This is a genomic window from Candidatus Kirkpatrickella diaphorinae (assembly GCF_025736875.1).
Taxonomy (GTDB): Bacteria; Pseudomonadota; Alphaproteobacteria; order Acetobacterales; family Acetobacteraceae; genus Sorlinia; species Sorlinia diaphorinae.
On the sequence record NZ_CP107052.1, the window covers coordinates 591,297 to 613,753 of the forward strand.

23 protein-coding genes and 2 tRNA genes are annotated in these 22,457 nt (G+C 56.9%); 6 read left to right on the forward strand and 19 right to left on the reverse strand.

Going from position 1 to position 22,457, the window contains the following annotated elements; all coding sequences use genetic code 11:
* The first annotated feature begins 6 nt into the window (after positions 1 to 6).
* A tRNA-Val gene (locus N5W20_RS02665) sits at positions 7 to 81 on the forward strand.
* Positions 82 to 329: 248 nt separating this feature from the next.
* Here the strand turns inward: N5W20_RS02665 and N5W20_RS02670 are convergent.
* Positions 330 to 485 (reverse strand): hypothetical protein, encoded by a 156-nt coding sequence (locus N5W20_RS02670; protein ID WP_319807380.1) that lies wholly within the window; start codon positions 483 to 485, stop codon positions 330 to 332.
* Positions 486 to 682: 197 nt separating this feature from the next.
* Here N5W20_RS02670 and N5W20_RS02675 point away from each other — a divergent pair, with 197 nt between their 5' ends.
* Positions 683 to 2,230, forward strand: a complete 1,548-nt coding sequence (locus N5W20_RS02675; protein WP_319807381.1) for a hypothetical protein — start codon at positions 683 to 685, stop codon at positions 2,228 to 2,230.
* A gap of 251 nt (positions 2,231 to 2,481) precedes the next feature.
* On the opposite strand, the gene N5W20_RS02680 is transcribed toward N5W20_RS02675, so the two are convergent.
* The 6 genes from N5W20_RS02680 to gatC all read right to left on the reverse strand — a co-directional run bounded on the left by N5W20_RS02680 (position 2,482) and on the right by gatC (position 6,909).
* Positions 2,482 to 3,045 (reverse strand): SIS domain-containing protein, encoded by a 564-nt coding sequence (locus N5W20_RS02680; protein WP_319807382.1) that lies wholly within the window; start codon positions 3,043 to 3,045, stop codon positions 2,482 to 2,484.
* Positions 3,042 to 3,272, reverse strand: coding sequence for an MDR/zinc-dependent alcohol dehydrogenase-like family protein (locus tag N5W20_RS02685; protein ID WP_319807383.1), 231 nt, complete (start codon positions 3,270 to 3,272; stop codon positions 3,042 to 3,044). Before N5W20_RS02685 ends, N5W20_RS02680 begins: the two co-directional genes overlap by 4 nt.
* A 232-nt stretch (positions 3,273 to 3,504) precedes the next feature.
* Positions 3,505 to 3,597 (reverse strand) — tRNA-Ser (locus tag N5W20_RS02690).
* Positions 3,598 to 3,689: 92 nt separating this feature from the next.
* Entirely contained in the window at positions 3,690 to 5,147 is a 1,458-nt protein-coding gene (gene gatB / locus N5W20_RS02695) for an Asp-tRNA(Asn)/Glu-tRNA(Gln) amidotransferase subunit GatB (protein WP_319807384.1), read from the reverse strand.
* Entirely contained in the window at positions 5,144 to 6,622 is a 1,479-nt protein-coding gene (gene gatA / locus N5W20_RS02700; RefSeq protein ID WP_319807385.1) for an Asp-tRNA(Asn)/Glu-tRNA(Gln) amidotransferase subunit GatA, read from the reverse strand. The genes gatB and gatA overlap by 4 nt, the downstream gene beginning before the upstream one ends.
* Complete coding sequence (gene gatC, locus N5W20_RS02705) at positions 6,622 to 6,909, reverse strand: Asp-tRNA(Asn)/Glu-tRNA(Gln) amidotransferase subunit GatC (protein ID WP_319807386.1); 288 nt, start codon at positions 6,907 to 6,909, stop codon at positions 6,622 to 6,624. Before gatC ends, gatA begins: the two co-directional genes overlap by 1 nt.
* A 72-nt stretch (positions 6,910 to 6,981) precedes the next feature.
* On the opposite strand from gatC, the gene ruvX reads away from it, so the two are divergent.
* Positions 6,982 to 7,449 carry a Holliday junction resolvase RuvX gene (gene ruvX, locus N5W20_RS02710; protein ID WP_319807387.1) on the forward strand — a complete coding sequence of 156 codons (468 nt, stop codon included), beginning with the start codon at positions 6,982 to 6,984 and terminating at the stop codon, positions 7,447 to 7,449.
* Positions 7,450 to 7,487: 38 nt separating this feature from the next.
* Here ruvX and N5W20_RS02715 read toward each other — a convergent pair whose 3' ends face one another.
* The 5 genes from N5W20_RS02715 to N5W20_RS02735 are packed head-to-tail and all read right to left on the reverse strand — an operon-like array spanning position 7,488 to position 13,919.
* Positions 7,488 to 8,510, reverse strand: a complete 1,023-nt coding sequence (locus tag N5W20_RS02715; RefSeq protein WP_319807388.1) for an isocitrate/isopropylmalate dehydrogenase family protein — start codon at positions 8,508 to 8,510, stop codon at positions 7,488 to 7,490.
* Positions 8,511 to 8,522: 12 nt separating this feature from the next.
* Positions 8,523 to 10,298: an aminopeptidase P family protein gene (locus N5W20_RS02720; RefSeq protein ID WP_319807389.1), complete on the reverse strand. Its 1,776-nt coding sequence runs from the start codon at positions 10,296 to 10,298 to the stop codon at positions 8,523 to 8,525.
* Between the two features lie 14 nt (positions 10,299 to 10,312).
* Positions 10,313 to 10,822, reverse strand: a complete 510-nt coding sequence (locus N5W20_RS02725) for a GNAT family N-acetyltransferase (RefSeq protein ID WP_319807390.1) — start codon at positions 10,820 to 10,822, stop codon at positions 10,313 to 10,315.
* On the reverse strand, positions 10,819 to 11,712 hold the full coding sequence (locus tag N5W20_RS02730) for a 50S ribosomal protein L11 methyltransferase (protein WP_319807391.1): 894 nt from the start codon (positions 11,710 to 11,712) through the stop codon (positions 10,819 to 10,821). Before N5W20_RS02730 ends, N5W20_RS02725 begins: the two co-directional genes overlap by 4 nt.
* Positions 11,709 to 13,919 carry an ATP-dependent helicase gene (locus tag N5W20_RS02735; RefSeq protein ID WP_319807392.1) on the reverse strand — a complete coding sequence of 737 codons (2,211 nt, stop codon included), beginning with the start codon at positions 13,917 to 13,919 and terminating at the stop codon, positions 11,709 to 11,711. Before N5W20_RS02735 ends, N5W20_RS02730 begins: the two co-directional genes overlap by 4 nt.
* Before the next feature lie 83 nt (positions 13,920 to 14,002).
* On the opposite strand from N5W20_RS02735, the gene N5W20_RS02740 reads away from it, so the two are divergent.
* Both N5W20_RS02740 and N5W20_RS02745 read left to right on the forward strand, forming a co-directional pair.
* Entirely contained in the window at positions 14,003 to 14,650 is a 648-nt protein-coding gene (locus tag N5W20_RS02740; protein WP_319807393.1) for a JAB domain-containing protein, read from the forward strand.
* Between the two features lie 136 nt (positions 14,651 to 14,786).
* The gene (locus N5W20_RS02745) at positions 14,787 to 15,602 is read left to right on the forward strand and encodes a JAB domain-containing protein (RefSeq protein WP_319807394.1); all 816 of its coding nucleotides are present in this window, start codon (positions 14,787 to 14,789) and stop codon (positions 15,600 to 15,602) included.
* On the opposite strand, the gene N5W20_RS02750 is transcribed toward N5W20_RS02745, so the two are convergent.
* From N5W20_RS02750 to rpmE, 5 genes are all read right to left on the reverse strand, one after another.
* Positions 15,540 to 16,679 (reverse strand): 5-(carboxyamino)imidazole ribonucleotide synthase, encoded by a 1,140-nt coding sequence (locus tag N5W20_RS02750; protein ID WP_319807395.1) that lies wholly within the window; start codon positions 16,677 to 16,679, stop codon positions 15,540 to 15,542. The two genes, N5W20_RS02745 and N5W20_RS02750, sit on opposite strands and share 63 nt — an antisense overlap.
* A gap of 3 nt (positions 16,680 to 16,682) precedes the next feature.
* Complete coding sequence (gene purE / locus N5W20_RS02755; RefSeq protein WP_319807811.1) at positions 16,683 to 17,141, reverse strand: 5-(carboxyamino)imidazole ribonucleotide mutase; 459 nt, start codon at positions 17,139 to 17,141, stop codon at positions 16,683 to 16,685.
* Positions 17,142 to 17,409: 268 nt separating this feature from the next.
* Positions 17,410 to 18,051 (reverse strand): DUF1013 domain-containing protein, encoded by a 642-nt coding sequence (locus N5W20_RS02760; RefSeq protein WP_319807396.1) that lies wholly within the window; start codon positions 18,049 to 18,051, stop codon positions 17,410 to 17,412.
* 207 nt (positions 18,052 to 18,258) lie between these two features.
* Positions 18,259 to 18,738 (reverse strand): Hsp20 family protein, encoded by a 480-nt coding sequence (locus N5W20_RS02765; RefSeq protein WP_319807397.1) that lies wholly within the window; start codon positions 18,736 to 18,738, stop codon positions 18,259 to 18,261.
* A gap of 154 nt (positions 18,739 to 18,892) precedes the next feature.
* Positions 18,893 to 19,126, reverse strand: a complete 234-nt coding sequence (rpmE, locus tag N5W20_RS02770) for a 50S ribosomal protein L31 (RefSeq protein WP_319807398.1) — start codon at positions 19,124 to 19,126, stop codon at positions 18,893 to 18,895.
* A gap of 186 nt (positions 19,127 to 19,312) precedes the next feature.
* Between rpmE and mscL the strand changes: the two genes are divergently transcribed.
* Entirely contained in the window at positions 19,313 to 19,753 is a 441-nt protein-coding gene (mscL, locus tag N5W20_RS02775) for a large-conductance mechanosensitive channel protein MscL (RefSeq protein WP_319807399.1), read from the forward strand.
* Between the two features lie 80 nt (positions 19,754 to 19,833).
* Here mscL and secF read toward each other — a convergent pair whose 3' ends face one another.
* Positions 19,834 to 20,769: a protein translocase subunit SecF gene (secF, locus tag N5W20_RS02780; protein WP_319807400.1), complete on the reverse strand. Its 936-nt coding sequence runs from the start codon at positions 20,767 to 20,769 to the stop codon at positions 19,834 to 19,836.
* Between the two features lie 6 nt (positions 20,770 to 20,775).
* Complete coding sequence (gene secD / locus N5W20_RS02785) at positions 20,776 to 22,323, reverse strand: protein translocase subunit SecD (protein WP_319807401.1); 1,548 nt, start codon at positions 22,321 to 22,323, stop codon at positions 20,776 to 20,778.
* Between the last annotated feature and the right edge of the window lie 134 nt (positions 22,324 to 22,457).

Below are 22,457 nucleotides of genomic sequence, written 5' to 3' on the forward strand. Positions count from 1 at the left end.
CCAGATGGGCGCATAGCTCAGCGGTAGAGCACTACCTTGACATGGTAGGGGTCACAGGTTCAATCCCTGTTGCGCCCACCATTTGGTCCGTCATAAACGCCCCGATTTTGAGTTGATCGACGCGCACCCCGCTCTGCCGTTATGCTTCCAGGAGCGTCGGCGGTCGCCGCCAATAAAAGCGGCCACGAAGCTGCAAGACGCGCTTTTCTCCAGGAAAATCGTGAAGCTTCACGGCCTGCGCCAGGCCAAATGCCATCGCAAATAGTGACGTGGGTTTCGCGAGATATCATCTCTTAACGGCCCCGACCTTGATTCCCTCAATGCCCTTTTCATGACGGCGCGGACGGGATGTTGTCGGGCAGAAGAACCCATTTTTCCCCTTCGTCAGTGCTTCCTGACGCGGCGTGGCGCTCCCATGCCACAATCTCCATCGTGACCGCGTCAAGCGAGGGGTGGATATCAGCTGCGGCGAGAAAAACTTCCACAGCGGAGAGGGCTTTCTCAACAATAAAATAAAATTGAACTATTTAAATAAAAATTTATCAAGCCCGGTTAATCTGTCTTTTGCGCGAGATATTGTCGGTTCGTAGGTCCGGCTACCTCATTGCGTGGAAATAAACAGGTCTTCTCGACTTCCTCAGAGCTGAACGAGAAGGATTCATCCAAAAGGAATGGAAGAAAGATGGCAACGATCACCGTCCCGGGTATTACCGGACAGAATTACCAGTTCGACGCGCCTGAAGAGGCGACAAGCGCTTTGGCGCAGCAATATCAGGACGCGATCGCGGCAGCCGTCGCGGACGGTACTTTCGTCGCCGTCCCCCCCGACGTTTCAGCGTCCAACAGATATTCGGTCGTCATGGGGGACTGGATTGTCCAATCATATGGGACGACTCTCGATAATCTGGCGGACGGGATCACAAATCTCCTTATCCATGAGGGCAATGCGACGGCGTCTTCGAGTTTTTCCATCAATGCGACGGAATCACGCCAGCTCTCCATTCTTGATGCATCAACCTCTCCGGGAAATTACCTGATCTCCGGGGCGATCGGCGGCTCGGTTTCCGTTTTGGAAGGTTCCTGCTTTGCGGATTTCGGTAACGCGACGGGGGACTGGACGATTGCCGTCAATGCGGGCGGCGTTCCTAACTCACCTGCTGGCCCCTCCAATCAGGATGGCCTTAACCAACTCGTCAGCACGGCCTTGAATGTCGGCGGCAACGTCATCAACACCTCAAGTGGTGAAAATTACGTGACGGTGACAGGCGCGAGAAACCTGATCGGTCTCGGTCAGGGCAATAATTATCTCGTCTCACAGGGCAATGACACTGTTTACGGCCAGGGTTTCAACGTTGACTACCTCACCGGCGCCGGCACATCGGATTACATCGTCACGGAAGGGACGACTTACGGCACGGATTTTGTGACGATCAATGGCGGCGGCGGGCAGTATGATCTCGGACAGAACGCCAATGTTGTTGATGCGGCGACGGTTGGCAGTGTCATCAAAGTGCAGGCGGACAGCTCCATCTCAGGTGGTGCCGGGTCGACTGTGACGTTTGATAATGCAGGGGGCTCAGGGACGATCACCGGAGCTGTCGGTGACACGATTTCCGCCGCGGGAAATCTCTCCGTCTTTCAGGGGCAGGATCACGTCGTCAGTGTGGCCGGGGCCTTGACCTTTCTGAACGGAACGGGAAACTCAACGCTTTCCGGCGGCGAGAACAGCACGATTTGGGGCGGTGCGGGCCTTGATGCCGTCGTAACAATGACGGGCTATTCCATCATCACCCTGAATCAACCGGGCTCGACCGGCGATCAAACGATCGATGCATCAAACTCGACCGGCAATATCGATTTCTGGTCAGGGGCGGGGGAATCCTTCTTTACGGGCGGTGCGGGTGACGACCATATGGTCTTCGGCACCGCTTTTTCAGGCGCTTCGGGTGATTCGACTGTCACGGTGACAGGCGGAGAAGGTGCAAATTCCTTCGGCGTCCTGGCGGGTCATAGTGGCGGCAATATCACCATCACGGATTTCGATGCCTCGAGAGGCGATTATTTTTTCCAGTATTTCTACAACCCTATCGATTCAGCACTGGCGGTTCAAAATCTGCTGGCCACGGCGACCGTTTCGGGGGGGAATACGATCCTGCAATTGGATAACAATATGCAGGTGACGTTCCTCGGGGTTGAGCATCTTGATGCCTCTGCCATCCATATCAGTTGATCCGTCAGTAGCTGTCCAAAGAAACCTTCCGCCGCATTGAAGTCTCGCACGGCGGATGGGATCTGAGGTGGAAGGGTCAGCTCTGTTTTGTAGATGCGGACCCTTCCACTTTTTGAGCTCACATATATGGTCAAAATCTTTTTTGCGCCCGTGCTTCCGCCGCGTCCCAACCGATGGATTGTTACCTTATGGCTGTCTGTTGGCCTGAAGCGCGGCACGTTTGAGAAAACCCACCCCGCCGCGCAAAGCCTTTACTGGAAGTTTGTGTGGCGGCGCGCCATTTCAGCTTCGGACACCCCAAATTCCTTCACGAGCCTGACAAAAAGCGCATCGCAGGCCAGTAAAGCGCCTTGCTCAAAAAGGCTTCCTGCAAATTGCCGTAAGTCAGATGCCGGGATTTCGAGTGTGATGTCGGACAGTTTCTGTAAGGCACTTTCCCCCGCGCGCGTGATGGAGATAATCTTCGCACCGACATCGTGCGCGATTTTTCCGAAATGAAGTGTCAAATGCGTGCCGCCGGAGCCGGAAATGAGCACGATCACGTCTTCCGGCTGGATGGAGGGTGCGGAAGCCTCACCGACAAAATGCGTATTGAGACCAAGATGCATGAAGCGCATGGCCATCATTTGCGCGACCAGGCCGGACCGCCCCTGACCGGAAAAAAACCACCTCATTCCTGTCTTCCCGCCTTTGGAAATAGCGAGGCAAAGCTCGGCGACGGCCTCAAGCTGGGTGGGCGCGATATTCCGCATGAGACGCGACGTCTCATCCCTGACGATTTGCAGGCTGGCTTTGGCTGAAATAAGCGATTTCATAACGTCACCATCGGCTTGATTGAATGCGGGTCGCGCGTGGCCTCAAGTGCATCCTGGACATGCGCCAGGTCATAACGCGCCGTGACCATGGATGTCAGATCCACCTGATGGCGCGCGACCATTGAAATCGCGATTGGCCAGGTGCCGGTATAGCGGAAAACACCTGTCAGCCAGATTTCCCGCGTCTGAAGCTCGGGGAAGGGGATTGGCAGCTCATCGGCGCCCATCCAAATCAGTCAGTGGCCCGATATTTGACGGGGGTGAAGGAATAGGGCTTGAAAGGGCGCAGATCGCGACGACGTTGCGATGCCCCCACCCTTTTTTCGTTGCCCCCAAAAAAACCCCCAATTTCGTGCGCTTGGATGATATGGGGTGAGAGGCCATGAGAAGAGTTTATGGCGGAAAACAGGGAGAAATCAAGGATCGTGAGAGGGGATGAGAGGCCGTGATTACGGTTGCTGGCGGAGGGGATGGGATTCGAACCCACGGTACGGCTTGACACCGTACAACGGTTTAGCAAACCGCCGCCTTCAGCCACTCGGCCACCCCTCCGCCGTGAGGGACGTTGTTTACACGACGTTTGCAACTGTGCTTCTAGGGGGAATTGGCAAGGACGTCAAACCCCCTTTGATGCTGAAACGCGATTATCCCGCGAGTATTTTTTTCAGCAGGTCATTGACAAGGGCGGGGTTGGCTTTTCCCTTCATCGCCTTCATGACCTGCCCGACAAAAAACCCGAAAAGCTTGTCTTTTCCGCTGCGATATTGGGCCAGCATGTCCGGATTTGCATCCAGCACCGCCGTGATCGCCGCTTCAATCGCCCCCGTATCCGTAACCTGCTTCAGCCCGCGTTTCTCGACGATGTCACTTGCAAAAGCCTCCGACGTAAACATCTCCTCAAGAACTTCCTTCGCGATCTTGCCGTTGATCGTCGAATCCTGAATCAGCTTGAGCAGACCGGCAAGGCGTTGCGCCGAGATCGGGGAGCGGTCTATTCCGACGCTCAGTTTATTGAGCCCCGCGAAGAAATCCCCCAACATCCAATTCGCCGCCAGACGCGGCTCCGATTCTTTTGCGAGAACTTCGTAAAAATCCGCCACGGCCTGCTCCGTGGTTAAAATACCGGATTCGTAACGGCTGACGCCATATTGCGCCTCTAACCGTGCGCGTTTCGGCTCGGGGAGTTCCGGCAGGTGATCACGCAGCGATTCGACCCATTCTGCGTCGAGAACCAGCGGTAAAAGGTCCGGGTCCGGAAAATAACGGTAATCATGCGCATTTTCCTTGCTGCGCATGGAGCGCGTTTCACCGCGCACATGGTCAAAAAGCCGCGTTTCCTGCTGCACTTCGCCACCCGACTCCCAGACTTCCACCTGACGTTGCGCTTCAGCCTGAATCGCCTGCATGACAAAGCGGATCGAATTGACGTTTTTGACCTCACAGCGTGTGCGATATTCTTCCCCATCCTTGCGCACGGAGACATTCACGTCGGCGCGCATGGAGCCTTCCTCCATATTGCCGTCGCACGTGCCGAGATAACGCAGGATCTGCCGAAGCTTGCGCAGATAGGCCCCGGCCTCCTCCGGGGAGCGCATATCGGGCTCGCTGACGATTTCCATCAGCCCGACACCGGCGCGGTTGAGGTCGATCAGGGTGAGTTCAGGATCCTGATCATGGATCGACTTGCCTGCATCCTGCTCAACATGCAGGCGTGTCACACCGATTTTGCGCATCTGCCCATCGGCAAGCTCAATCTCAATCTCGCCTTTCCCGACAATGGGGTGTTCAAACTGGCTGATCTGATATCCTTGCGGCAGATCGGCATAGAAATAATTTTTGCGATCAAACCGGCTGAAAAGATTGATCTGCGCATTCAGTCCGAGGCCCGTCCGGACGGCCTGCGCAACGCATTCCTCATTCAAAACCGGCAACATGCCGGGGAAGGCGGCGTCAACCAGACTGACCTGCGTGTTGGCCTCAGCCCCGAACGCTGTCGGCGCGCCGGAGAAAAGCTTGCTTTGACTGACGATCTGGGCGTGGACTTCCAGCCCGATCACGACTTCCCATGCGCCGGTCGCACCCTCAATGGTGTAAGTGCTCATGACAGCCCCTCCGCGAAATGAGCAGGACGATGCGTGAATGAAGCGGCGTCTTCCAGCACCCGGCCGGCTGCAAACATGGTTTCTTCCTCAAAGGCGCGGCCGATCAATTGCAGGCCAAGCGGCAGACCTTCCTTATTGAGACCTGTCGGGAGGGACAGGGCGGGCAGGCCGGCCAGGCTGGCGGGCACGGTGAAGATGTCATTCAGGTAAACCTGCACCGGGTCACGCGGCTTTTCATCCTGCGCGAAGGCGGCGCTGGGTGCTGTTGGCGTCAGAAGCACATCGACATTCGCGAAAACAGCATCAAAATCGCGCTGGATCAACGTGCGCACTTTCTGCGCGTGCAGGTAATAAGCGTCGTAATAGCCGGATGAAAGCACATGCGTGCCCATCAGAATGCGGCGGCGGACTTCCTCCCCGAAACCTGCGCGCCGCGACGCTTCATAAAGCCCGTCCAATGTGTCCGCGGCGACTCGCGTCCCGAAACGCACCCCGTCATAGCGCGCGAGGTTGGAAGATGCCTCGGCAAGGGCGACGATATAATAAACGGGCAGGCCATGTTGCGTGTGGGGCAGGGAGACATCGACGATGTGCGCCCCCGCGTCACGCAGCCAGGCGATGCCCTGGTCCCAAAGCGCCTGGATTTCCGCGGGCAATGTGTCGGGGCGATATTCTTTGGGGATGCCGACGCGCAGCCCTTTCACGCCGCGATTTAATGCGTCTGCGTAAACAGGCACGTCGCGCTGCGCGGAGGTGCTGTCATGCGCGTCGAAACCGGCCATGGATTGCAGCAGCAACGCACAATCCGCGAGATTGGCCGCCATGGGGCCCGCCTGATCAAGCGAACTCGCGAAGGCGATCGTCCCGAAGCGTGAGCATCGACCGTAACTTGGTTTGACGCCGGTAATGCCGCAGAAAGCAGCGGGCTGCCGGATGGAGCCGCCTGTATCCGTGCCCGTTGCGCCCAGTGCCATCCCCGCCGCCACCGCTGCCGCTGACCCACCGGATGACCCACCCGGCACGAGGCGTTGCTCGGAGGAAGCGCGTTTCCAGGGGTTGGTCACGGGGCCGAAATGGGAGGTCATGTTCGTTGACCCCATCGCGAATTCGTCCAGATTGGCCTTACCCAGAAAAACAGCGCCGTCCTGCAGAAGATTTTTCGTGACCGTACTTTCATAAGGTGGCACGAAATCTTTCAGGATCGCACTTGCTGCCGTGGTCCTGACCCCTTTTGTGCAGAAGAGATCCTTGACGGCCAAAGGTAAACCGTCAAGCGGCAGGGCTTCGCCCTTTGCGAGACGCGCGTCGGAAGCTTTCGCCTGGGCCCGCGCGCCTTCCGGGTCAAGCGTGATATAGGCGTTGATCTCAGGGTTCAGCCGTTCCGCGGCGGCGAGGAAATGATCCGTCACTTCCAGCGCTGAAATCTTTTTGGCGCGGAGGGCGTCACGTGTGGCGGTAAGGGTCATGCGGGACATTATTCAACCACCTTCGGCACAGCGTAAAACGGGCCGCGCCGCAGGGGCGCATTGCCTAAAACATCTTCCCCGTCATTTTCCAGCGCGACTTTATCCTGACGCGTGCGCAAAGTTGCGACACCTGCGCCGGTCATGGGGGGCACGTTGGTGACATCGACATTTTTAAGCTGCTCGACCCATCCGAGAATATGATCAAGTTCCGACCCGACTTCAGCGCATTCCTGAGGCGTCAGGCCGATGCGGGCCAATTTGGCGATCCGCATGACGGATTCTGTGTCCAGCGACATAAATTCTCGACTTTCCTGCTGAGGGGCGGGTAGGGAAGAGTGTTAATTTTGGTCGGGTTATAACGCTGAATCATGTCCCTGTTCAATCCATACAAGCTGCGCGCCGCGCTCGGACGACATCAACGTGTGTTGGGCATTGATCCGGGAAGCGTTTCCGTCGGTCTCGCCTTGAGTGACGTCAGTCTGATGCTGGCCTCACCCTACCGCGTCATCAAGCGGCAGAAACTGGGGCAGATGGTGGCTGAGATTTCCGCCATCATCGCCGCGGAGGGCGTGGGCGCGCTGGTTTGCGGCCTGCCCCTCAGCATGAACGGGGAAAAGGGACCGGCGGCGCAGGCGGCTGAAGACTGGCTGCGAGAACTCTCCACACGTCTCGACCTCCCTGCTTGCTGCTGGGATGAGCGTCTTTCATCCTCCGCGGTTAACCGCTTTCTGATTGAGGAAGCCGACATGACCCGCAAAAAAAGGGCGGCGGTCGTGGATAAAATGGCCGCGTCCTACATGCTGCAAGGCTGGCTTGACGCGACACGCGACAGATAAAATCCACGCGTGTCTCAGCCCGCGTCAGGGCAGGGGGTTTACAACGCGTCGAGCAGGGCTGTGGTGATCTCGCTTGTGCTCGCAGTCCCGCCAAGGTCACGCGTGCGAACACCGCCTGTGGTGACGACGCGGGTGATGGCGTCATCAAGACGCTGCTTCAGATCATGCCGCCCCACACGGGCCAGCATCAACCCGCCCGCCATCAGCAGGGCCAAAGGGTTTGCGACGTTTTTACCGGCAATATCCGGCGCCGAACCATGGACGGCCTCAAAGATGGCGGCTTTCTCACCAATATTCGCCCCCGGCGCCATGCCCAGCCCCCCGACAAGCCCGGCTGTGAGGTCAGAGAGAATATCACCGAAAAGATTCGTCGTGACGATAACATCAAACTGCCAGGGATCGGTGACGAGCTGCATGGCGCATGCATCGACGATGCGCTCATCAATGGTGATCTTCCCGGCATATTCCTGCGCAATATCGCGGCCTGTCTCCAGGAAAAGCCCGCTGAAGATTTTTAGAATATTGGCTTTATGGACAAGCGTGACTTTTTTGCGGCCATTCGCGACGGCGTAGTCACACGCAAATCGGATGATCCGCGCACATTCTTCGCGGGAATTGAAGCCACCGCCACAGGCGATGGCGCGTGGGTCATCCCCCAACGGCAGGTAATATTCATTTGCAGCGTAAAGCCCCTCGATATTTTCCCGCACCACGACGAGGTCGATATGATCGAACCGCCCGCCGGGGATAATCGTCCGCGTCGGGCGCAGATTGGCGTAAAGCCCGAAGCGCTGGCGCAAGGTGACATTGACGGATTTGAACCCTTTGCCAACCGGGGTCGTCAGCGGCCCCTTGAGGGCCAGGCCGGTGCGGGAGATGCTTTCCAGCGTTGCCTCCGGCAAAGGGACGCCGCTGGTTTCAACCGCGCCGAGCCCGCCCGCACATCTCTCCCAAACGAAGGGCGCACCCAGTTTCTCAAGAATTTTCACGGTTGAGTCCGTGATTTCCGGGCCGATCCCATCACCTTCAATGAGGGTCGCCCGATATATTTTGCCTGTCATAGAAAGCCTCAATCAACAGTTCAGGGGTGCACATGCCTCCATGAGCCACGCCCGTGCATCTCCCTCCAGAAGCGGGGAAATTTCCTCCCGCGTTTTGGCGTGATAGACGTTGATCCAATCGATCTCCTCCGCAGAGAGAAGGGCGGGGCGGATCATTTTCCGGTCAAAAGGTGCGTAATTCAGCGTTTCGAACGCCAGAAATTCCCGCGGGCCTGTCCGGGGGGCGTTTTTAACGATCAGCAGATTTTCAGAGCGTATGCCGTAATGTCCCGGCTCGTAATATCCGGGTTCATTCGAGACGATCATGCCCGGCATAAGTGGGGTGGGACGCGGGGCCGCGCCGATATTTTGCGGTCCCTCATGCACGGAAAGGTAACTCCCGACGCCATGGCCCGTGCCGTGATCATAATCGAGCCCCGCCTGCCATAAAGCGTAACGGGCGAGGGGGTCGAGCCGGTAACCCGGCGTGCCGACGGGGAAGACCGCCCGGGCGATGGCAATATGCCCTTTCAGCACGCGTGTGAAAGCATCACATAGGGCGTCATCCGGCGCGTCCGGCCCGATCCAGATTGTGCGCGTGACATCCGTTGTGCCGGCCTCATACTGCCCGCCACTATCAATGAGGTAAATCTGGTTCGCCGTCAGTTCACGATCCTGGCCTTCGATCGCGCGGTAATGAGGCAGGGCGGCATTCGGCCCGGCGGCGGAGATCGCGGGGAAGCTCTCCTCCCGGAATTCCGGCGCTTCAGAACGAAACCGAAAGAGGTGATCGGCGAGTGCTGCCTCCCGGCATCCTACGCCTGACTCGGTGACGAAATGCAGGAATTTACATAAAGCGGCTGAGTCGATTTTCTGAATGCGACGGGCGCCATCAAGCTCGACGTCGTTTTTGTGCGCCTTCAAAAGGTGGCAGGGATCAGCATCATGCACCGGCTTCGCACCGATCGCATCGAGATGCTGCCGAAACCACACGGACGCGCTCTCCGGGTCCAGTCGCACTGTCTTGCCTCGGAGATTTTCCAGCGACGCGGGCAGGGTTTCAGGTGCGGCGAAAGTCACGCCAGGCCCGAAATGGGCGGCGGCGTTTTCAGGCAGGCGGGCCTTATCGATAAAGGCCGTCACCGCGCCATCCGGCGTGATCAGTCCGAAGCCCAGCACGACCGGCGTGTAAGGCACGTCATTACCGCGCATATTCAGCAGCCAGGCGAGGCAGGTCGGATCGGTTATGAGGGCGGCGTCGTGGCCACGCTCTGCCAGTATCTGCCCGATATGCGTGCGCTTCTGAAGCGAGTCCTGTCCGGAAAATTGCAGGTCCAGAAGCTGGACCCGGCCATCGGGCTTTTCCGGTTGTATCACCCAGGCAGCATCAATCGGGTTTTGCGCGAGGGGGACCAGCGTAACGGACGATAAGGTATCGAAATTTTCGAAAATGGTCTCAGAGGTCAGGCGCGGGTCATAACCAAGTTTTAGGGGCTTCCGGCGCGCTGCCACCCATTTTTGCGGACCACCCGCCACAAGGCTTTGCGCGGACCAGATGGACGGATCAAGCTGGGTGCGAAGCTGCTCGGTATAGCGACCATCTGAAAAGACGGCCCCTTCCTCCTGCAGCAAAATCGCCAGCCCGGCACTGCCGGTAAATCCGGTTAGCCAGGCAAGGCGCTCAGCATAAGGTGCGACATATTCACCAAGAAATTCATCGCCCCTCGGCAGGATCATCCCGTCCAGACCCTCCGCGGAGAGTTGTGCACGAATATGGCGGATGGAATCGCGGCTTGCGGATAATGTCACCTTTAACCCCTGCTTCAGGAATCGAGTATCCGATACATAAAGACGAGGTTAAGCCATCGGTCAAATTTGCGCCCCACTTCCGGGATCGCGGGCATGGCGGTAAAGCCGAATTTCTCATGCAACTGGATGGACGCCGTATTCGTGTCGGTAATGGCGCCGATCATCACGTGGCGCCCGGCTTCCGTCGCATGGGTGATCAAGGCGGTGAGAAGCATCTGGCCGATCCCGAGGCGGCTCATCCCCGGTTTAACGTAGATGGAGTGCTCGACCGTCTGCGCATAACCTTCATAGGGGCGGAAAGGGCCATAACTGCCATAGCCGAAAAACGTGCCCTCACATATCACCACAAAAACGGGCATGTCGTTTTCCTGCTGCTGTTTCAGCCAGGCCGCACGTTGTTTGAGGGTTTGCGGCGTGTTGTTCCAAAGTGCGTCGGAATGCGCGATATTGTGATTGACGATCTCAAGAATTTCCGGGAGGTCTTCTTCCCGCGCGAGGCGAAGCTGACAATCACGAGTGGTCATGCGGGTTTCCTCAAAATAAGAGTGCACCATTCCCCTTCATAAATGCGGCGCTCCAGCACAAGGCCCTGACGACGATAGGCCGCCAGGACCATATTGGCTTGTGACGCAAGCAGTCCGGCCAATATGGTCGTCCCACCGCGTTTGAGTTTGGCGGCAAGGTCCCGGGCCATGAGGCAGAGGGGGCGTGCAAGGATATTAGCAAATATCAGGTCAAAATTCCGGCTGCGTCGCACGGCGGACGTGGCCCAGCCTTGGCCCTGCACCGCGTGAATCATATTTTTGAGGCCATTGAGCCGCGCATTGCTTCGGGTGACACGCGCAGACCATGGGTCAATATCCACAGCCAGGGCCGGGCGATGGAGATGCTTCACCGCGGCCATCGCCAGAATGCCGGAGCCACAACCCATATCCAGAATGCGGCGCGGGCGGCGATAAGCGACTTTCTCAAAACCGCGCAGGCAACCTCGGGTTGAGCCATGCTCCCCCGAGCCGAAGGCGATCCCTGCATCGAGCGTGATAACGTGCCGTCCCGGCGCGCGCTGCGCATCGAGATGCGTGCCACAAATCATGAAACGCTGGCCGATCTCCTGCGGCGGAAAGGCTTCATAAATACGGGCCAGCCAGCCATCACTGTGGGTTGCCTGCTGATGAAGCGGCGCGTCATGGCCGGAGAGGAGGCGTGCCACCGTCAGGGCGCTTTGCAGCTCATCCTCACGATGGCCCTGATCACGCACCCCTTCAACCCGCCAGTTCCGATGGTCGTCATCCGCCTCGAAAATGCCGACAGTTGTGCAGACTGTGGCAAGCGCGCTCTCAAATAAAGGGACAGCGCTTTCCGCAACCGTGACGGAGAGGGTTTCAAGTTGTGTCGCGTGGCGCGGGCGGATCATGATGAGATCAAATCGACGTAACTGGCATGAACGGCCTTGTCGCCCGCTTTCTCGAAGGCGACGGATAAAGTCTCTCCATTGACGACCATAATTGTACCATATCCATATTTCTGATGGAAAACGCGATGACCCGCCTCAAATTCTTCCATCGGGGGCGACATTGATGTTTTGCCCCTATCACGTCGCGCCAGAATTGGCCAATGGCTGGCAGGGCGCGGGAAGGGCGTCTCCGGCACGCGAAAACCATTATAGGGGTTGATATCATTCCGCCATTCTTCCGGTATTTCCCCGACAAACCGGCTCGGAATGCTGTCCTGCCAATTGGCGTAAATGCGCCGCCGCGCGGCGTGGCAGATGATGGCTCGCACCCTGGCACGGGTCAGCCCGACATAGGCCAGGCGCCGTTCCTCCTCAAGGCTGCGTTCTCCACCTTCTTCAAGGCTGCGTTGCGAGGGGAAAATACCCTCCTCCCATCCCGGCAGGAAGACCGTATCAAATTCCAGCCCTTTTGCGCCATGGAGCGTCATGACATTGACCTTGTCATCCCCCTGTACGGCATCCGCATCCATCACAAGGGCAATATGCTCCAGAAACGCTTCCAGTGACGGGAATTCCGCCATGGCGCGGAAAAGTTCCTTGATGTTATCAAGCTTGCCAGGCGCTTCGATTGATTTATCGTCACGCCACATCTGGAGATAACCGGCCTCTTCCAGCACAGCTTCCAGCGCGACGACATGGCCTTCCCCACCCAGCTTTTCACGCCCCTGCGCGAATATGTCGGATAAAGCCGCCAGAGCTTCCTGCCCCTTGCGGGTTAATAATTTAGGACCATCTTCAGCCAAGGCGGCCGCCATAAGCGGAACATGCTGTGCACGCGCGGCGGCATGAATTTTCTGCATCGCGGTGGCGCCAATCCCGCGGCGGGGCGTGTTGGCGATGCGTTCAAACGCGAGATCATCACCCGGGCGCGCCAGAAGACGAGCATAAGCCAGCGCGTCCCGGATTTCAGCGCGTTCATAAAATCTTATGCCGCCGATGATGCGGTAAGGGATGTTTTTGGCCAGCATACGATCTTCAAATGCGCGCGTCTGGAAGGAGGCGCGCACCAATATCGCCATTTGCGCGTAATCATGGCCCTCACGATGCAGCGCTTCAATCCGTGCGGTAATGAGATGCGCCTCACCATCCGAATCCGGCGCTGCCAGAATGGTGACTTTCTCCCCCCTGCGGTCATCCGTCCCGGGGCGGAGTGTTTTACCCAGTCGGTCATGATTATGTGCGATCAGCCCGGAAGCGGCGGACAGGATTTCCTGCGTTGAACGGTAATTCTGTTCAAGCCGGATGATCTTCGCCTTCGGGAAATCACGCTCAAATCGAAGGATGTTCTCAATTTCAGCGCCGCGCCAGGAATATATGGACTGATCATCATCACCCACACAGGCGATATTGGCGTCTTCATCCTGGCGTTGTGACAAAAGACGTAGCCAAAGATATTGGGTTGTGTTCGTATCCTGATATTCGTCGACCATGATATATCTGAATAAATGATGATAAGATTTGAGAACCTCAGGATGCAGGCGCAGGATTTCATAAACGTGCAGGATAAGGTCGCCAAAATCACAGGCGTCGAGACTGCGCAACCTCTCCTGATAGGCGAGGTAAATATCGCGCGCCTTGCCCTGCGCGAAGTCAGTATCCTCAGCCGGCGTGATACTTGTCGGGGTAAGGGCGCGGTCCTTCCAACGCTGGATGACGCCGAGCATGGCGTTGGGCGACCAGCGTTTCACATCGATTCCGGTCGGCTCCATCACCTGTTTGATGAGGCGGATCTGGTCATCCGTATCGAGAATGGTAAATTGATTGCTGAGACCAACCAGAGCGGCATGTCGACGCAGCATCCGCACGCAGATCGCGTGGAACGTGCCCAACCACAACCCATCGACTGTATGCCCGACGAGCGTCTCAATGCGGTCTTTCATTTCCCGCGCTGCTTTATTCGTGAAAGTCACGGCGAGAATTTGATGCGGGCGTGCTTTGCCCGTCAGAAGAAGATGCGCGAAGCGTGTCGTCAAAACGCGGGTTTTACCTGTCCCCGCGCCAGCGAGGATCAATAATGGCCCGTCGATTGACTCGACAGCGGCGCGCTGCTCAAGGTTTAAGCGTTTCAGGTATCCATGTGCTTCAGGGGATGGTACAGAATGATTCACATTTACCGCACGACGTTGCAGAATTTTATGACACTATATCCTTTTAAAGAATGAGCAGGCGGTCTTCCAGTCAAAAGAACAGCGTGCTCGGCCATCGTGCCCGTATGCGGGAGCGCGTTTTGCGCAATGGCGTCGAATCTCTGGCGGATTACGAAATAATCGAAATGCTGCTGTTTCTTTCTGTCCCCAGGCAGGACACAAAGCCGCGCGCCAAGGAGTTGATGGCCACGTTTGGTTCCATTGGCGGCGTTGTAAATGCACCCGTGACTCGCCTGCGCGAGATTGGTCTCAACGACAAGGCGATTAAAATCATGCGCCTCCCGCAGGCAGCGGCATCATTGCTGGCCGTGTCTGAGCCACAGGCCGAGATCGTCGTTGGCGCATGGGAGGAACTCGTTGATTATCTGCATGACACAATGGAGATCATGCCGGAGGATAGCTCTCGCGTGCTATTCCTCAATAACAAGAACCGGCTTCTGGCCGATGAGGCTTTTAATGTAGGTCGCGACACGCAGGATATGTTCCGCCGGGCCTTATCTCTGCATGCAACGGCGCTTATATGTTTGCACTCTGTGCAATTCAACGTGCAGGGCGAGGCGCGTCGACTTCGGAGTGTTGCAGTCAAACTACAGAAAGAGACAGAACACCTCGCAATTACGCTGCATGACTATATTTTGATTGATAAACAATTCGAATTGTTCAGTTTCCGGCAACAAGGAATTATCGTCTGAAAGCAATTGCGCGGTGCGGTAAAAAAAGAGTTTTGATTAGGATCACCTTTCGCTAAGTTTGAAGCGCGACTTTCATCATTCGTTAACTGTTTGACGCTGTAGACTTATCCCGTTCCTCCCCGATCCTCATCAGTGTTTGTCCCAACGAGAGGCTACTCTGCCAAGAATAAATCGAAAAAATAGAACGAGGAAGAGGCCAACCGGGTCGAATGATCTCTTTGACGTCATCGGCTCCGGGTGGTCGCGGGTCGCCCTGAGTGAAATTGAAGCGGCGGAAAGCCTGCCGGTCAAAGATGACTATGACCAGATTCGACATTTCCTGCGGGTGTTGCAAATTCCGGAAGATGTCGCGGCTGCGGTGTCCGTCAATCTCAAGGCGCGCTTCGGCTCCTTCTCCGGTTTACTTTGCGCGCCCAATGAAGCGCTCACATCCGTCCCGAATTTTCCAGTCGGCGCCATCATCGCCGTGCGCCTCGTTCAGGAAGCGGCCATCCGCATTAATCGAGAGCGCATCAATAAAAAGAACGTTCTCGCCGATAAGCAATTTCTTCTGGATTATCTGACCAGTCGGTTAGCGCGGGAGGCCGTTGAGCAGTTTCGTGTTATTTTCCTGTCTGATGATGGCGGTTTTCTGGCGGATGAAGCGCAGGCGCAGGGCACGGTCAATCATACACCTGTCTACCCTCGGGAAGTTGCGCGTCGCGCGATGGAGTTAAGAGCCGCCAACCTCATTCTCGTCCATAATCACCCGAGTGGAGACCCGACTCCATCAGGCAGCGACATCCACATGACACATCAGATCATGTATGCAACGCGCCTGATCGGCGTTGATATTCTTGACCATCTGGTGATTGGTAAAGGGCGTTACGCCAGTCTTAAAGAACTCGGCTTACTCGAGCCCGTCATTGAGGATCGGCCCAAGCGCGGCGGCAAGCCCAAGATCCCCGGGTAGCGCCCCTTTAGGGAAAAGCGCATTGATGTGACCCATTTTGCGCCCGGGCCGTGCCTCCGCCTTGCCGTAAAGATGCAGGCGCGTGCCGGGTGTTTCCAACGCTTTAGAGGCCGCGACATATGTGCCGGGGCCGACCAGATTTTTCATGACAGCATCGCTATGACGGGTGAGGGGTTGGGCGCGCAGCCCCGCCACCATGCGAATATGCGCCTCAAACTGACTGATCAAACAGGCATCCTGCGTCCAATGACCGGAATTATGGGGTCGCGGCGCGATCTCATTCACGCGCAATTCCCCCTTCGCGTCCAGGAACAACTCGACGGCGAGGATGCCCACAAGCTCCAATCCATGGGCAATGCGGCACGCAATGTCCTGCGCTGAAGCAGCCAGCTCAGGGCTGATGCGGGCCGGGGCGAGGCTGATATCAAGGATGCCATGTTGATGGCGATTTTCCGTCACGTCGAAGCAGAACGCGTCACCATAGAGATCCCGCGCGACGATGACGCTGAGTTCCCGATCAAAATCAACGAGGCCCTCGGCGATAAGCGGGTAGGGCAGCGTGTCCTGGATAGCTTCAAGATCCTGAGGGCTGTTGACCCGCCACTGCCCCTTCCCATCATAGCCGAAACGCGTCTGTTTCAGGATAAACGGAAAGCCGAGTGCCGCCTCGATCGAGGCAAGCGCATCAGGGTCTGTCACGGCGACCCAGGGTGCTGTCTTCAGGCCGAAAGCGTTAAGCCGGGACTTCTCAACAATGCGGTCCTGACTGATTTCCAATATTTTGCGTGAAGGATGCACGGGCTTGAGCGATTCAAGCAATGCGATGCTTTCAGCGGGAATATTTTCAAATTCGAAGGTGACGACATCGACATTTTCCGCGAAACGCCGCAGGGCGGATTCATCGTCATAAGCGCCGATCGTCGCGGATGGGGCTACGTCAAGTGCGGGCTCATCGTCCCGTGGCGAGAAGATATGGCAGTGAAAGCCCATTTCCGCCGCCGCCATGGCGGACATGCGGCCAAGCTGCCCGCCGCCAATAATGCCGATTCGCCCCCCAGGCTTCAAAATATGCGGCATGGCCTAGCCCTCAGGTGCGTCTTTGACGTTATCCGTCTGAGCCTGGCGCCATTTTTCAAGACGGATGCGCACCGCGTCATCGTCCAGAGACAGGATCGACGCCGCTGTCAGGGCGGCATTGATGGCCCCCGCGCGGCCAATGGCGAAGGTTGCCACCGGCACGCCGCCAGGCATCTGCACGATGGAAAGGAGGGAGTCCATGCCTTTCAGCGCGCGGCTCTCGACCGGCACACCAAGGACGGGGAGGGTCGTCCAGGCTGACACCATCCCGGGCAGATGCGCGGCACCGCCCGCACCGGCGATAATGACTTTGAGACCCGCATCCCGCGCTGAAACAGCATATTGTCGCAGGCGGTCCGGTGTGCGGTGTGCTGAGACGATTTTCGTCTGGTGCGCGATCAACAACGCGTCCAGCGTCTGGGAAGCGTGCTGCATCGTCTCCCAGTCACTCTGACTTCCCATAATGATGCCAACATAGGCGGATCGGTCTCGATTTCGATTCACGCTTTCCTGTCCTGTATTCGGTCGTCTCTCATCTGACACGTCAAACCGGCTTCGGTTCGGAGGGAGGGGCGGGCAGGCAGGTTTATTGCACCGTCCTCACCTCTGAAGTGCCCATGCCCAGGCGCGATCAACCATGTAGCGCCATGATGTGACAGCGAAACGCCGAGATCCCGCTGCGCCACATAGGCTCAACGCACAGCATCGCTGCAATCGTCAGCGGCCTGCCTCAGGCGACATCATCCTCATGTGACGCAGTGTCATCCGTCGCCGGCGCGTTTTCCGGCACGTCATTGACGTCATCCGCCGGTGGGGCCGCGAAACGCATATCTTGCGCGCCGCCTTCCTTCTCAAGGCGTTGATCGGCAACATGCACAGCGGCGTTCAGGTCGGTCTGGCTGCATAAACCGATAATGACGGGGTCACGCGGCTTGATGTTGGCGCTATTCCAATGCTGACGATCCCGCACTTTGGCGATCGTATCTTTCGTGGTGCCCAGAAGCTTGATGATCTGCGCCTCTGATAATTGCGGAAATTGCCGAAGGAGAAACGCAATCGCGTCCGGACGGTCATTTCGACGGGCAATCGGGGTGTAACGGGCGCCCTTGGCGCGACGCGGAATCGGATTGGCAGCGGAGGAGAGCTTCAGAGTCGCATTTGAGTCACGCTCACAGCGGGCAATTTCCTCAGAGGTCAACTGGTTGTTTTTGACGGGGTCATATCCATTAATGCCGGAAGCAACTTCACCATCCGCTATAGCCTGCACCTCTAAAGGGTGCATTCCGCAAAAAGCCGCGATCTGTGAAAATGTGAGCGCCGTTTTGTCGATAAGCCACACCGCAGTGGCTTTTGGCATAAGTGGAAGAGTCATTCTCGGTCACCCCGGGTCAAGATTATGCCGCGCCAGGCACCGAAAGAGAGTTGTCGTATCGAGATACGGTCCGCATGGTGCCTGGAAATGCATTGCGAAGTTGTCATCGTATGACGGTGTGCGCGATAAAACGTCAAGTGTTTTCCGGCCTCTGAATAAGAAAAAAGGGCGCATTTGCACCCTTTTCTCTCTCAAAAGCGCGTCAATTTAAGCGGCGTTGCGCTGGGCCTTCGTCCCTTCCGCTTTTGCGGCGGCGGAGAGGGCTTCAACGCTTTTAATTTCGATACGGCGCGGCGCCAGAGCCTCCGGCACAACCCGTTTGATCGTGACCGTCAACAGGCCATTGACCAGTTCCGCGTCACCGATCTCAATGTGATCGGCCAGGACGAAACGACGCTCAAAAGCACGGGCCGCAATGCCACGATGCAGCACTTCACCTTCCGTGAAACGTGCGGGCGGCGTGCCTTTGATGACAAGGTTATTATCGGCAAGCGTAATATCGATGTCAGCCGGACCGAACCCGGCAACCGCCATTGTCAGCCGATACGTGTCGGCATCCTGCTTATCGATGTTGTAAGGGGGGTAACTATTATTCGGCGCGGCCATATTTGCCGCGTTGTCCATGAGACGCGCAAAACGGTCAAAACCAATCGCTGTCCGCATAAGCGGGGAGAAATCATAGGTCATAAGAACCTCCTTTAAGGCAGATCCGGCTGAGCCCTCCCCGAAGGGCGGAGGGCTGGGCCATTAAATTTGTTGCGGCCCAATGGCACCGCAACAAACTTAAAATGGGGATCGGAAAAGGAGGTTTCAAGAGATCCCGGAGAGGTCCCCGGCGCGTTTATTTCTTCACGTTGCGCGCGCCGATCCCGGCAAAGCGCTTGTTGAACTTGGCGACCTGGCCGCCCGTATCCAGAATACGCTGCACGCCTGTCCAGGCGGGATGTGACTTCGGGTCAACGTCGAGACGCAATGTCGCGCCGGGCTCACCATAGCATGAACGCGTGGTGAATTCGGTCCCGTCAGTCATCACAATTTTGATTTCGTGATATTCAGGGTGGATGCCAGATTTCATGATTGCCAAACTCTCCAGATAACCATGTCCCGATGCCGACCGGGACTTATAAGCGATGCGTCTTATCGCAATCAGGCGTGAAAGGGAACGCTTATTTGCGGGAACTTTCAGAATCACCGGGTTTTTCGATAAGAGAAGCGTTTCCCGATAAGGGAAGAGGCGAGCTGACAAATTAAGAGGGAGAAAATGGATAATAAATTTTCGATACATAAGCCCGGCTGGGTGGGTGAATTTCAAAAATTCATCATGCGCGGCAACGTCATTGATATGGCTGTCGGTATCATCATCGGCGCGGCCTTTACGGCCATTGTCAGCAGCCTCGTCAAAGATGTGATGACGCCCTGCATCGGTCTGCTGACCGGTGGCATTGATTTTTCAAATATTTTCATCACCCTCAAAGGTCCGGTCCTGCCAACTTTGGCGGAAGCCACAAAGGCAGGGGCGGTGACGATCAATGTCGGCGTTTTTCTGAATGCGCTAATTCAGTTCCTCATCGTTGCCTTTGCCGTCTTCTGGCTGGTGAAGCTCGTTTCAAGCCTTTATAAAAAGCAGGAAGAGGTGGCTGAGCCCACAATTTCAGAAAAGCTTCTGACCGAAATCCGTGATCTGCTTGAGCGTAAACCGTAAGCCGGGAGATTCCGCAGCGCGGAGAGCCTGACCGGCACTTTGATACGGTCAGGCTTTACACCGCTTAATAATGGTGCAGCTTACGACGCGTCGCGACGCAGCCTTTTTGCGCCCAGAAGCAAGAGAATGGGGCAGGCGATGAAAATCGAGGAGGATGTGCCGATGACGATACCAAACAACATCACGGTCGCGAAGCCGGACAGGCTGTGACCCCCGAAGATCGCCAAAGGCAGTGCGGCGAGAAACACGGTGGATGACGTGCCCAAAGTACGGTTCAATGTTTCATTGATGGAAAGGTCGAGCAATTCACGCAAATTCATTTTGCGATATTTGCGCAGATTTTCCCGCACGCGGTCATAAACCACGACCTTATCATTGGTGGAATAACCGAGGATCGTCAAAATCGCCGCGACCATTACCAGATCGAACTGAATGCGTGTGATGGCGAGGAAGCCGATCGTCTTGGTCAGATCAAGCACGAGGGTCAGCACGGCGCTAATCGCGAATTCCCACTCAAACCGCACCCAGATATAAATGAGGATCATGCCGAGGCTCAGAAGCAGCGCCAAAATGCCGTTGCGGAAAAGCTCCTGCGAGACAGAAGCCCCGACCGCATCCGCACGCAGGATCTGCGCGCCGGGCTGGGCCGCCCCAACTGTTTGACGCACCCGGTCAACAAGGCGTTGCGTCTCCTGATTATTGTCCGCCCCCGCTTTCGGCGTTTCGAGCTGGATCAGCACATCGTCCGGCGCCCCGAATGTGATGATGCCGGCGGCGGTGATCCCTTTTTTATTCAATGCTTCCCGAAGTACCGGCACATCGGCCGGGCCTTTGGTGCGCGCCTCCACAACGATGCCGCCGCGGAAATCCAGCCCTAATTCCAACCCCGGTTTGAAGAACAGGGCGATGGAAAGGAGAGATAAAGCGGCCGACGCAATCAGCCCGGCATAACGCCCCCGCATGAAGGGGATTTTTTTATCATCACGAAAAAAGCGCAAAAGAGGGCGAGAGAACATGATTTGTTACACCGGTAGGGTCGCAGGGCGCGTTTTGGCGTACCATCGCACGATAAGCAGCCGGGAAAGCACCATGGTCGTGAACAGGGTGGTGAGGATGCCGATGGTGATCGTCAGGGCGAAACCCCGCACCGGCCCGGTCCCGAAAGCAAAAAGCATGACATGCGCGAGGAAGGCCGTCGCATTACTATCCACAATCGTTGATTGCGCACGGTCAAAACCATTTTGCAATGCGGCGAGGGCGGTGCGGCCATTGCGCACTTCCTCCCGGATACGCTCATTGATCAGAATATTGGCGTCGACAGCCATCCCGAGCGTAAGCAGCATCCCCGCCATACCTGGCAGTGTGAGTGTCGCCTGGAACAGACTGAGTATCGCGATCATCAGCACAAGGTTGGCGATGAGGGCGAGATTGGCATAAAGGCCGAAAAGCCCATAAAAAAGCTGCATAAACACAATGACCAGCAACAGCCCGACCAGCAGACTGATTGCACCGGCCCGAATGGAATCAACACCGAGGGAGGGGCCGATGGATCGTTGCTCGACAACATTGAGCGGGACGGGCAATGCACCGGCGCGCAGCATCAGGGCGAGATCTGTCGCCGTGCGTGCATCGAAATTACCGGTAATCTGCCCGTTACCCCCCGTAATGGGTGTGCGGATCACCGGCGCTTCAATGACCTTATTATCGAGGATGATGGCAAACATCTTGCCAACATTCTCAGTCGTTGTTTTGGCAAAAGCCGTGGCCCCGCGATGATCGAATGAGAAGGATACCGCCCATTGCCCGGTCTGCTGGTCAATGACCGGCGCGGCATTGGTGAGGGCGGCGCCATCCACTTCAACATGATTCAGGACCGGCCATTGCCGCGAATTATCCGCTGCCGGTATCATCGTGATACCGCCAACATTACGCGCACTGCCCGCTGTCGCGACGAGCTGGAAGGTCATTTTAGCGGTCGTGCCCAGAAGCGCCTTGATCCGCTCCGGGTCGCTCACGCCGGGCAACTCCACCACAATCCGATCTTCACCCTGACGCGTGATCTGCGGGTCAACGGCGCCTGTGCCATCTATGCGGCGGCGGACAATCTCAATCGTCTGCGCCATCGCCTCACGCGCGCGCATTTGCAAAACCTGATGGTTGAGGGCGACCTCAATCCTCGCCTGCGCACGTTGCACACTGAATTCATCCGGTGAGGCGCGGGGGAGATCATTGACGACTTTGAAAGCGGCATCGGCCTCCTGCTCATCCCGAGGATAAAAATGGAGCGTCCGCGTTTTTGAGTCGATCGAGAATTGCCGGTAGCCTAGCCCTGCATCCGTCAGACTATGCTTGATATCGTCCTCAAGCGCGGTCAGGCGATCACTGGAGAGCGTCTCGGTATTGACCTGAAGCAGGAGGTACGATCCCCCCTGAAGGTCAAGCCCCAGATGGACCTGACGCCAGGGAAGGTGATAGGGCGCCTGACGCACAAAATTCGGGACGCATAGCAGAAGCCCGGCGAAGCAGATGGCGAGCACGCCGAGGAGTGTGAAGCGATTATAACGGATCATCGGCCGTCGCAGTATCCTTATTGCCTGTGCGGGAGTATAGCAGATAACGCAGATTTGTCCTAGCGCCTGAGGATGGCGTGTGCCTTGGCGTGATGCAACTCCCTTTATGGGTGATAAAGGCTTTGTAAAAGCCT

What these genes read in the sequence shown, in the direction of transcription:
- N5W20_RS02685 (WP_319807383.1), bottom strand. Translation starts at nt 3,272, where the DNA reads ATGGGCGCCGATGAGCTGCCAATCCCCTTCCCCGAGCTTCAGACGCGG.
- rpmE (WP_319807398.1), bottom strand. Translation starts at nt 19,126, where the DNA reads ATGAAATCTGGCATCCACCCTGAATATCACGAAATCAAAATTGTGATG.
- N5W20_RS02765 (WP_319807397.1), bottom strand. Translation starts at nt 18,738, where the DNA reads ATGACCTATGATTTCTCCCCGCTTATGCGGACAGCGATTGGTTTTGAC.
- ruvX (WP_319807387.1), top strand. Translation starts at nt 6,982, where the DNA reads ATGTCCCTGTTCAATCCATACAAGCTGCGCGCCGCGCTCGGACGACAT.
- gatC (WP_319807386.1), bottom strand. Translation starts at nt 6,909, where the DNA reads ATGTCGCTGGACACAGAATCCGTCATGCGGATCGCCAAATTGGCCCGC.
- purE (WP_319807811.1), bottom strand. Translation starts at nt 17,141, where the DNA reads ATGGGAAGTCAGAGTGACTGGGAGACGATGCAGCACGCTTCCCAGACG.
- N5W20_RS02760 (WP_319807396.1), bottom strand. Translation starts at nt 18,051, where the DNA reads ATGACTCTTCCACTTATGCCAAAAGCCACTGCGGTGTGGCTTATCGAC.
- secF (WP_319807400.1), bottom strand. Translation starts at nt 20,769, where the DNA reads ATGTTCTCTCGCCCTCTTTTGCGCTTTTTTCGTGATGATAAAAAAATC.
- N5W20_RS02730 (WP_319807391.1), bottom strand. Translation starts at nt 11,712, where the DNA reads ATGATCCGCCCGCGCCACGCGACACAACTTGAAACCCTCTCCGTCACG.
- N5W20_RS02680 (WP_319807382.1), bottom strand. Translation starts at nt 3,045, where the DNA reads ATGAAATCGCTTATTTCAGCCAAAGCCAGCCTGCAAATCGTCAGGGAT.
- mscL (WP_319807399.1), top strand. Translation starts at nt 19,313, where the DNA reads ATGGATAATAAATTTTCGATACATAAGCCCGGCTGGGTGGGTGAATTT.
- N5W20_RS02750 (WP_319807395.1), bottom strand. Translation starts at nt 16,679, where the DNA reads ATGCCGCATATTTTGAAGCCTGGGGGGCGAATCGGCATTATTGGCGGC.
- N5W20_RS02675 (WP_319807381.1), top strand. Translation starts at nt 683, where the DNA reads ATGGCAACGATCACCGTCCCGGGTATTACCGGACAGAATTACCAGTTC.
- gatA (WP_319807385.1), bottom strand. Translation starts at nt 6,622, where the DNA reads ATGTCCCGCATGACCCTTACCGCCACACGTGACGCCCTCCGCGCCAAA.
- N5W20_RS02725 (WP_319807390.1), bottom strand. Translation starts at nt 10,822, where the DNA reads ATGACCACTCGTGATTGTCAGCTTCGCCTCGCGCGGGAAGAAGACCTC.
- gatB (WP_319807384.1), bottom strand. Translation starts at nt 5,147, where the DNA reads ATGAGCACTTACACCATTGAGGGTGCGACCGGCGCATGGGAAGTCGTG.
- secD (WP_319807401.1), bottom strand. Translation starts at nt 22,323, where the DNA reads ATGATCCGTTATAATCGCTTCACACTCCTCGGCGTGCTCGCCATCTGC.
- N5W20_RS02715 (WP_319807388.1), bottom strand. Translation starts at nt 8,510, where the DNA reads ATGACAGGCAAAATATATCGGGCGACCCTCATTGAAGGTGATGGGATC.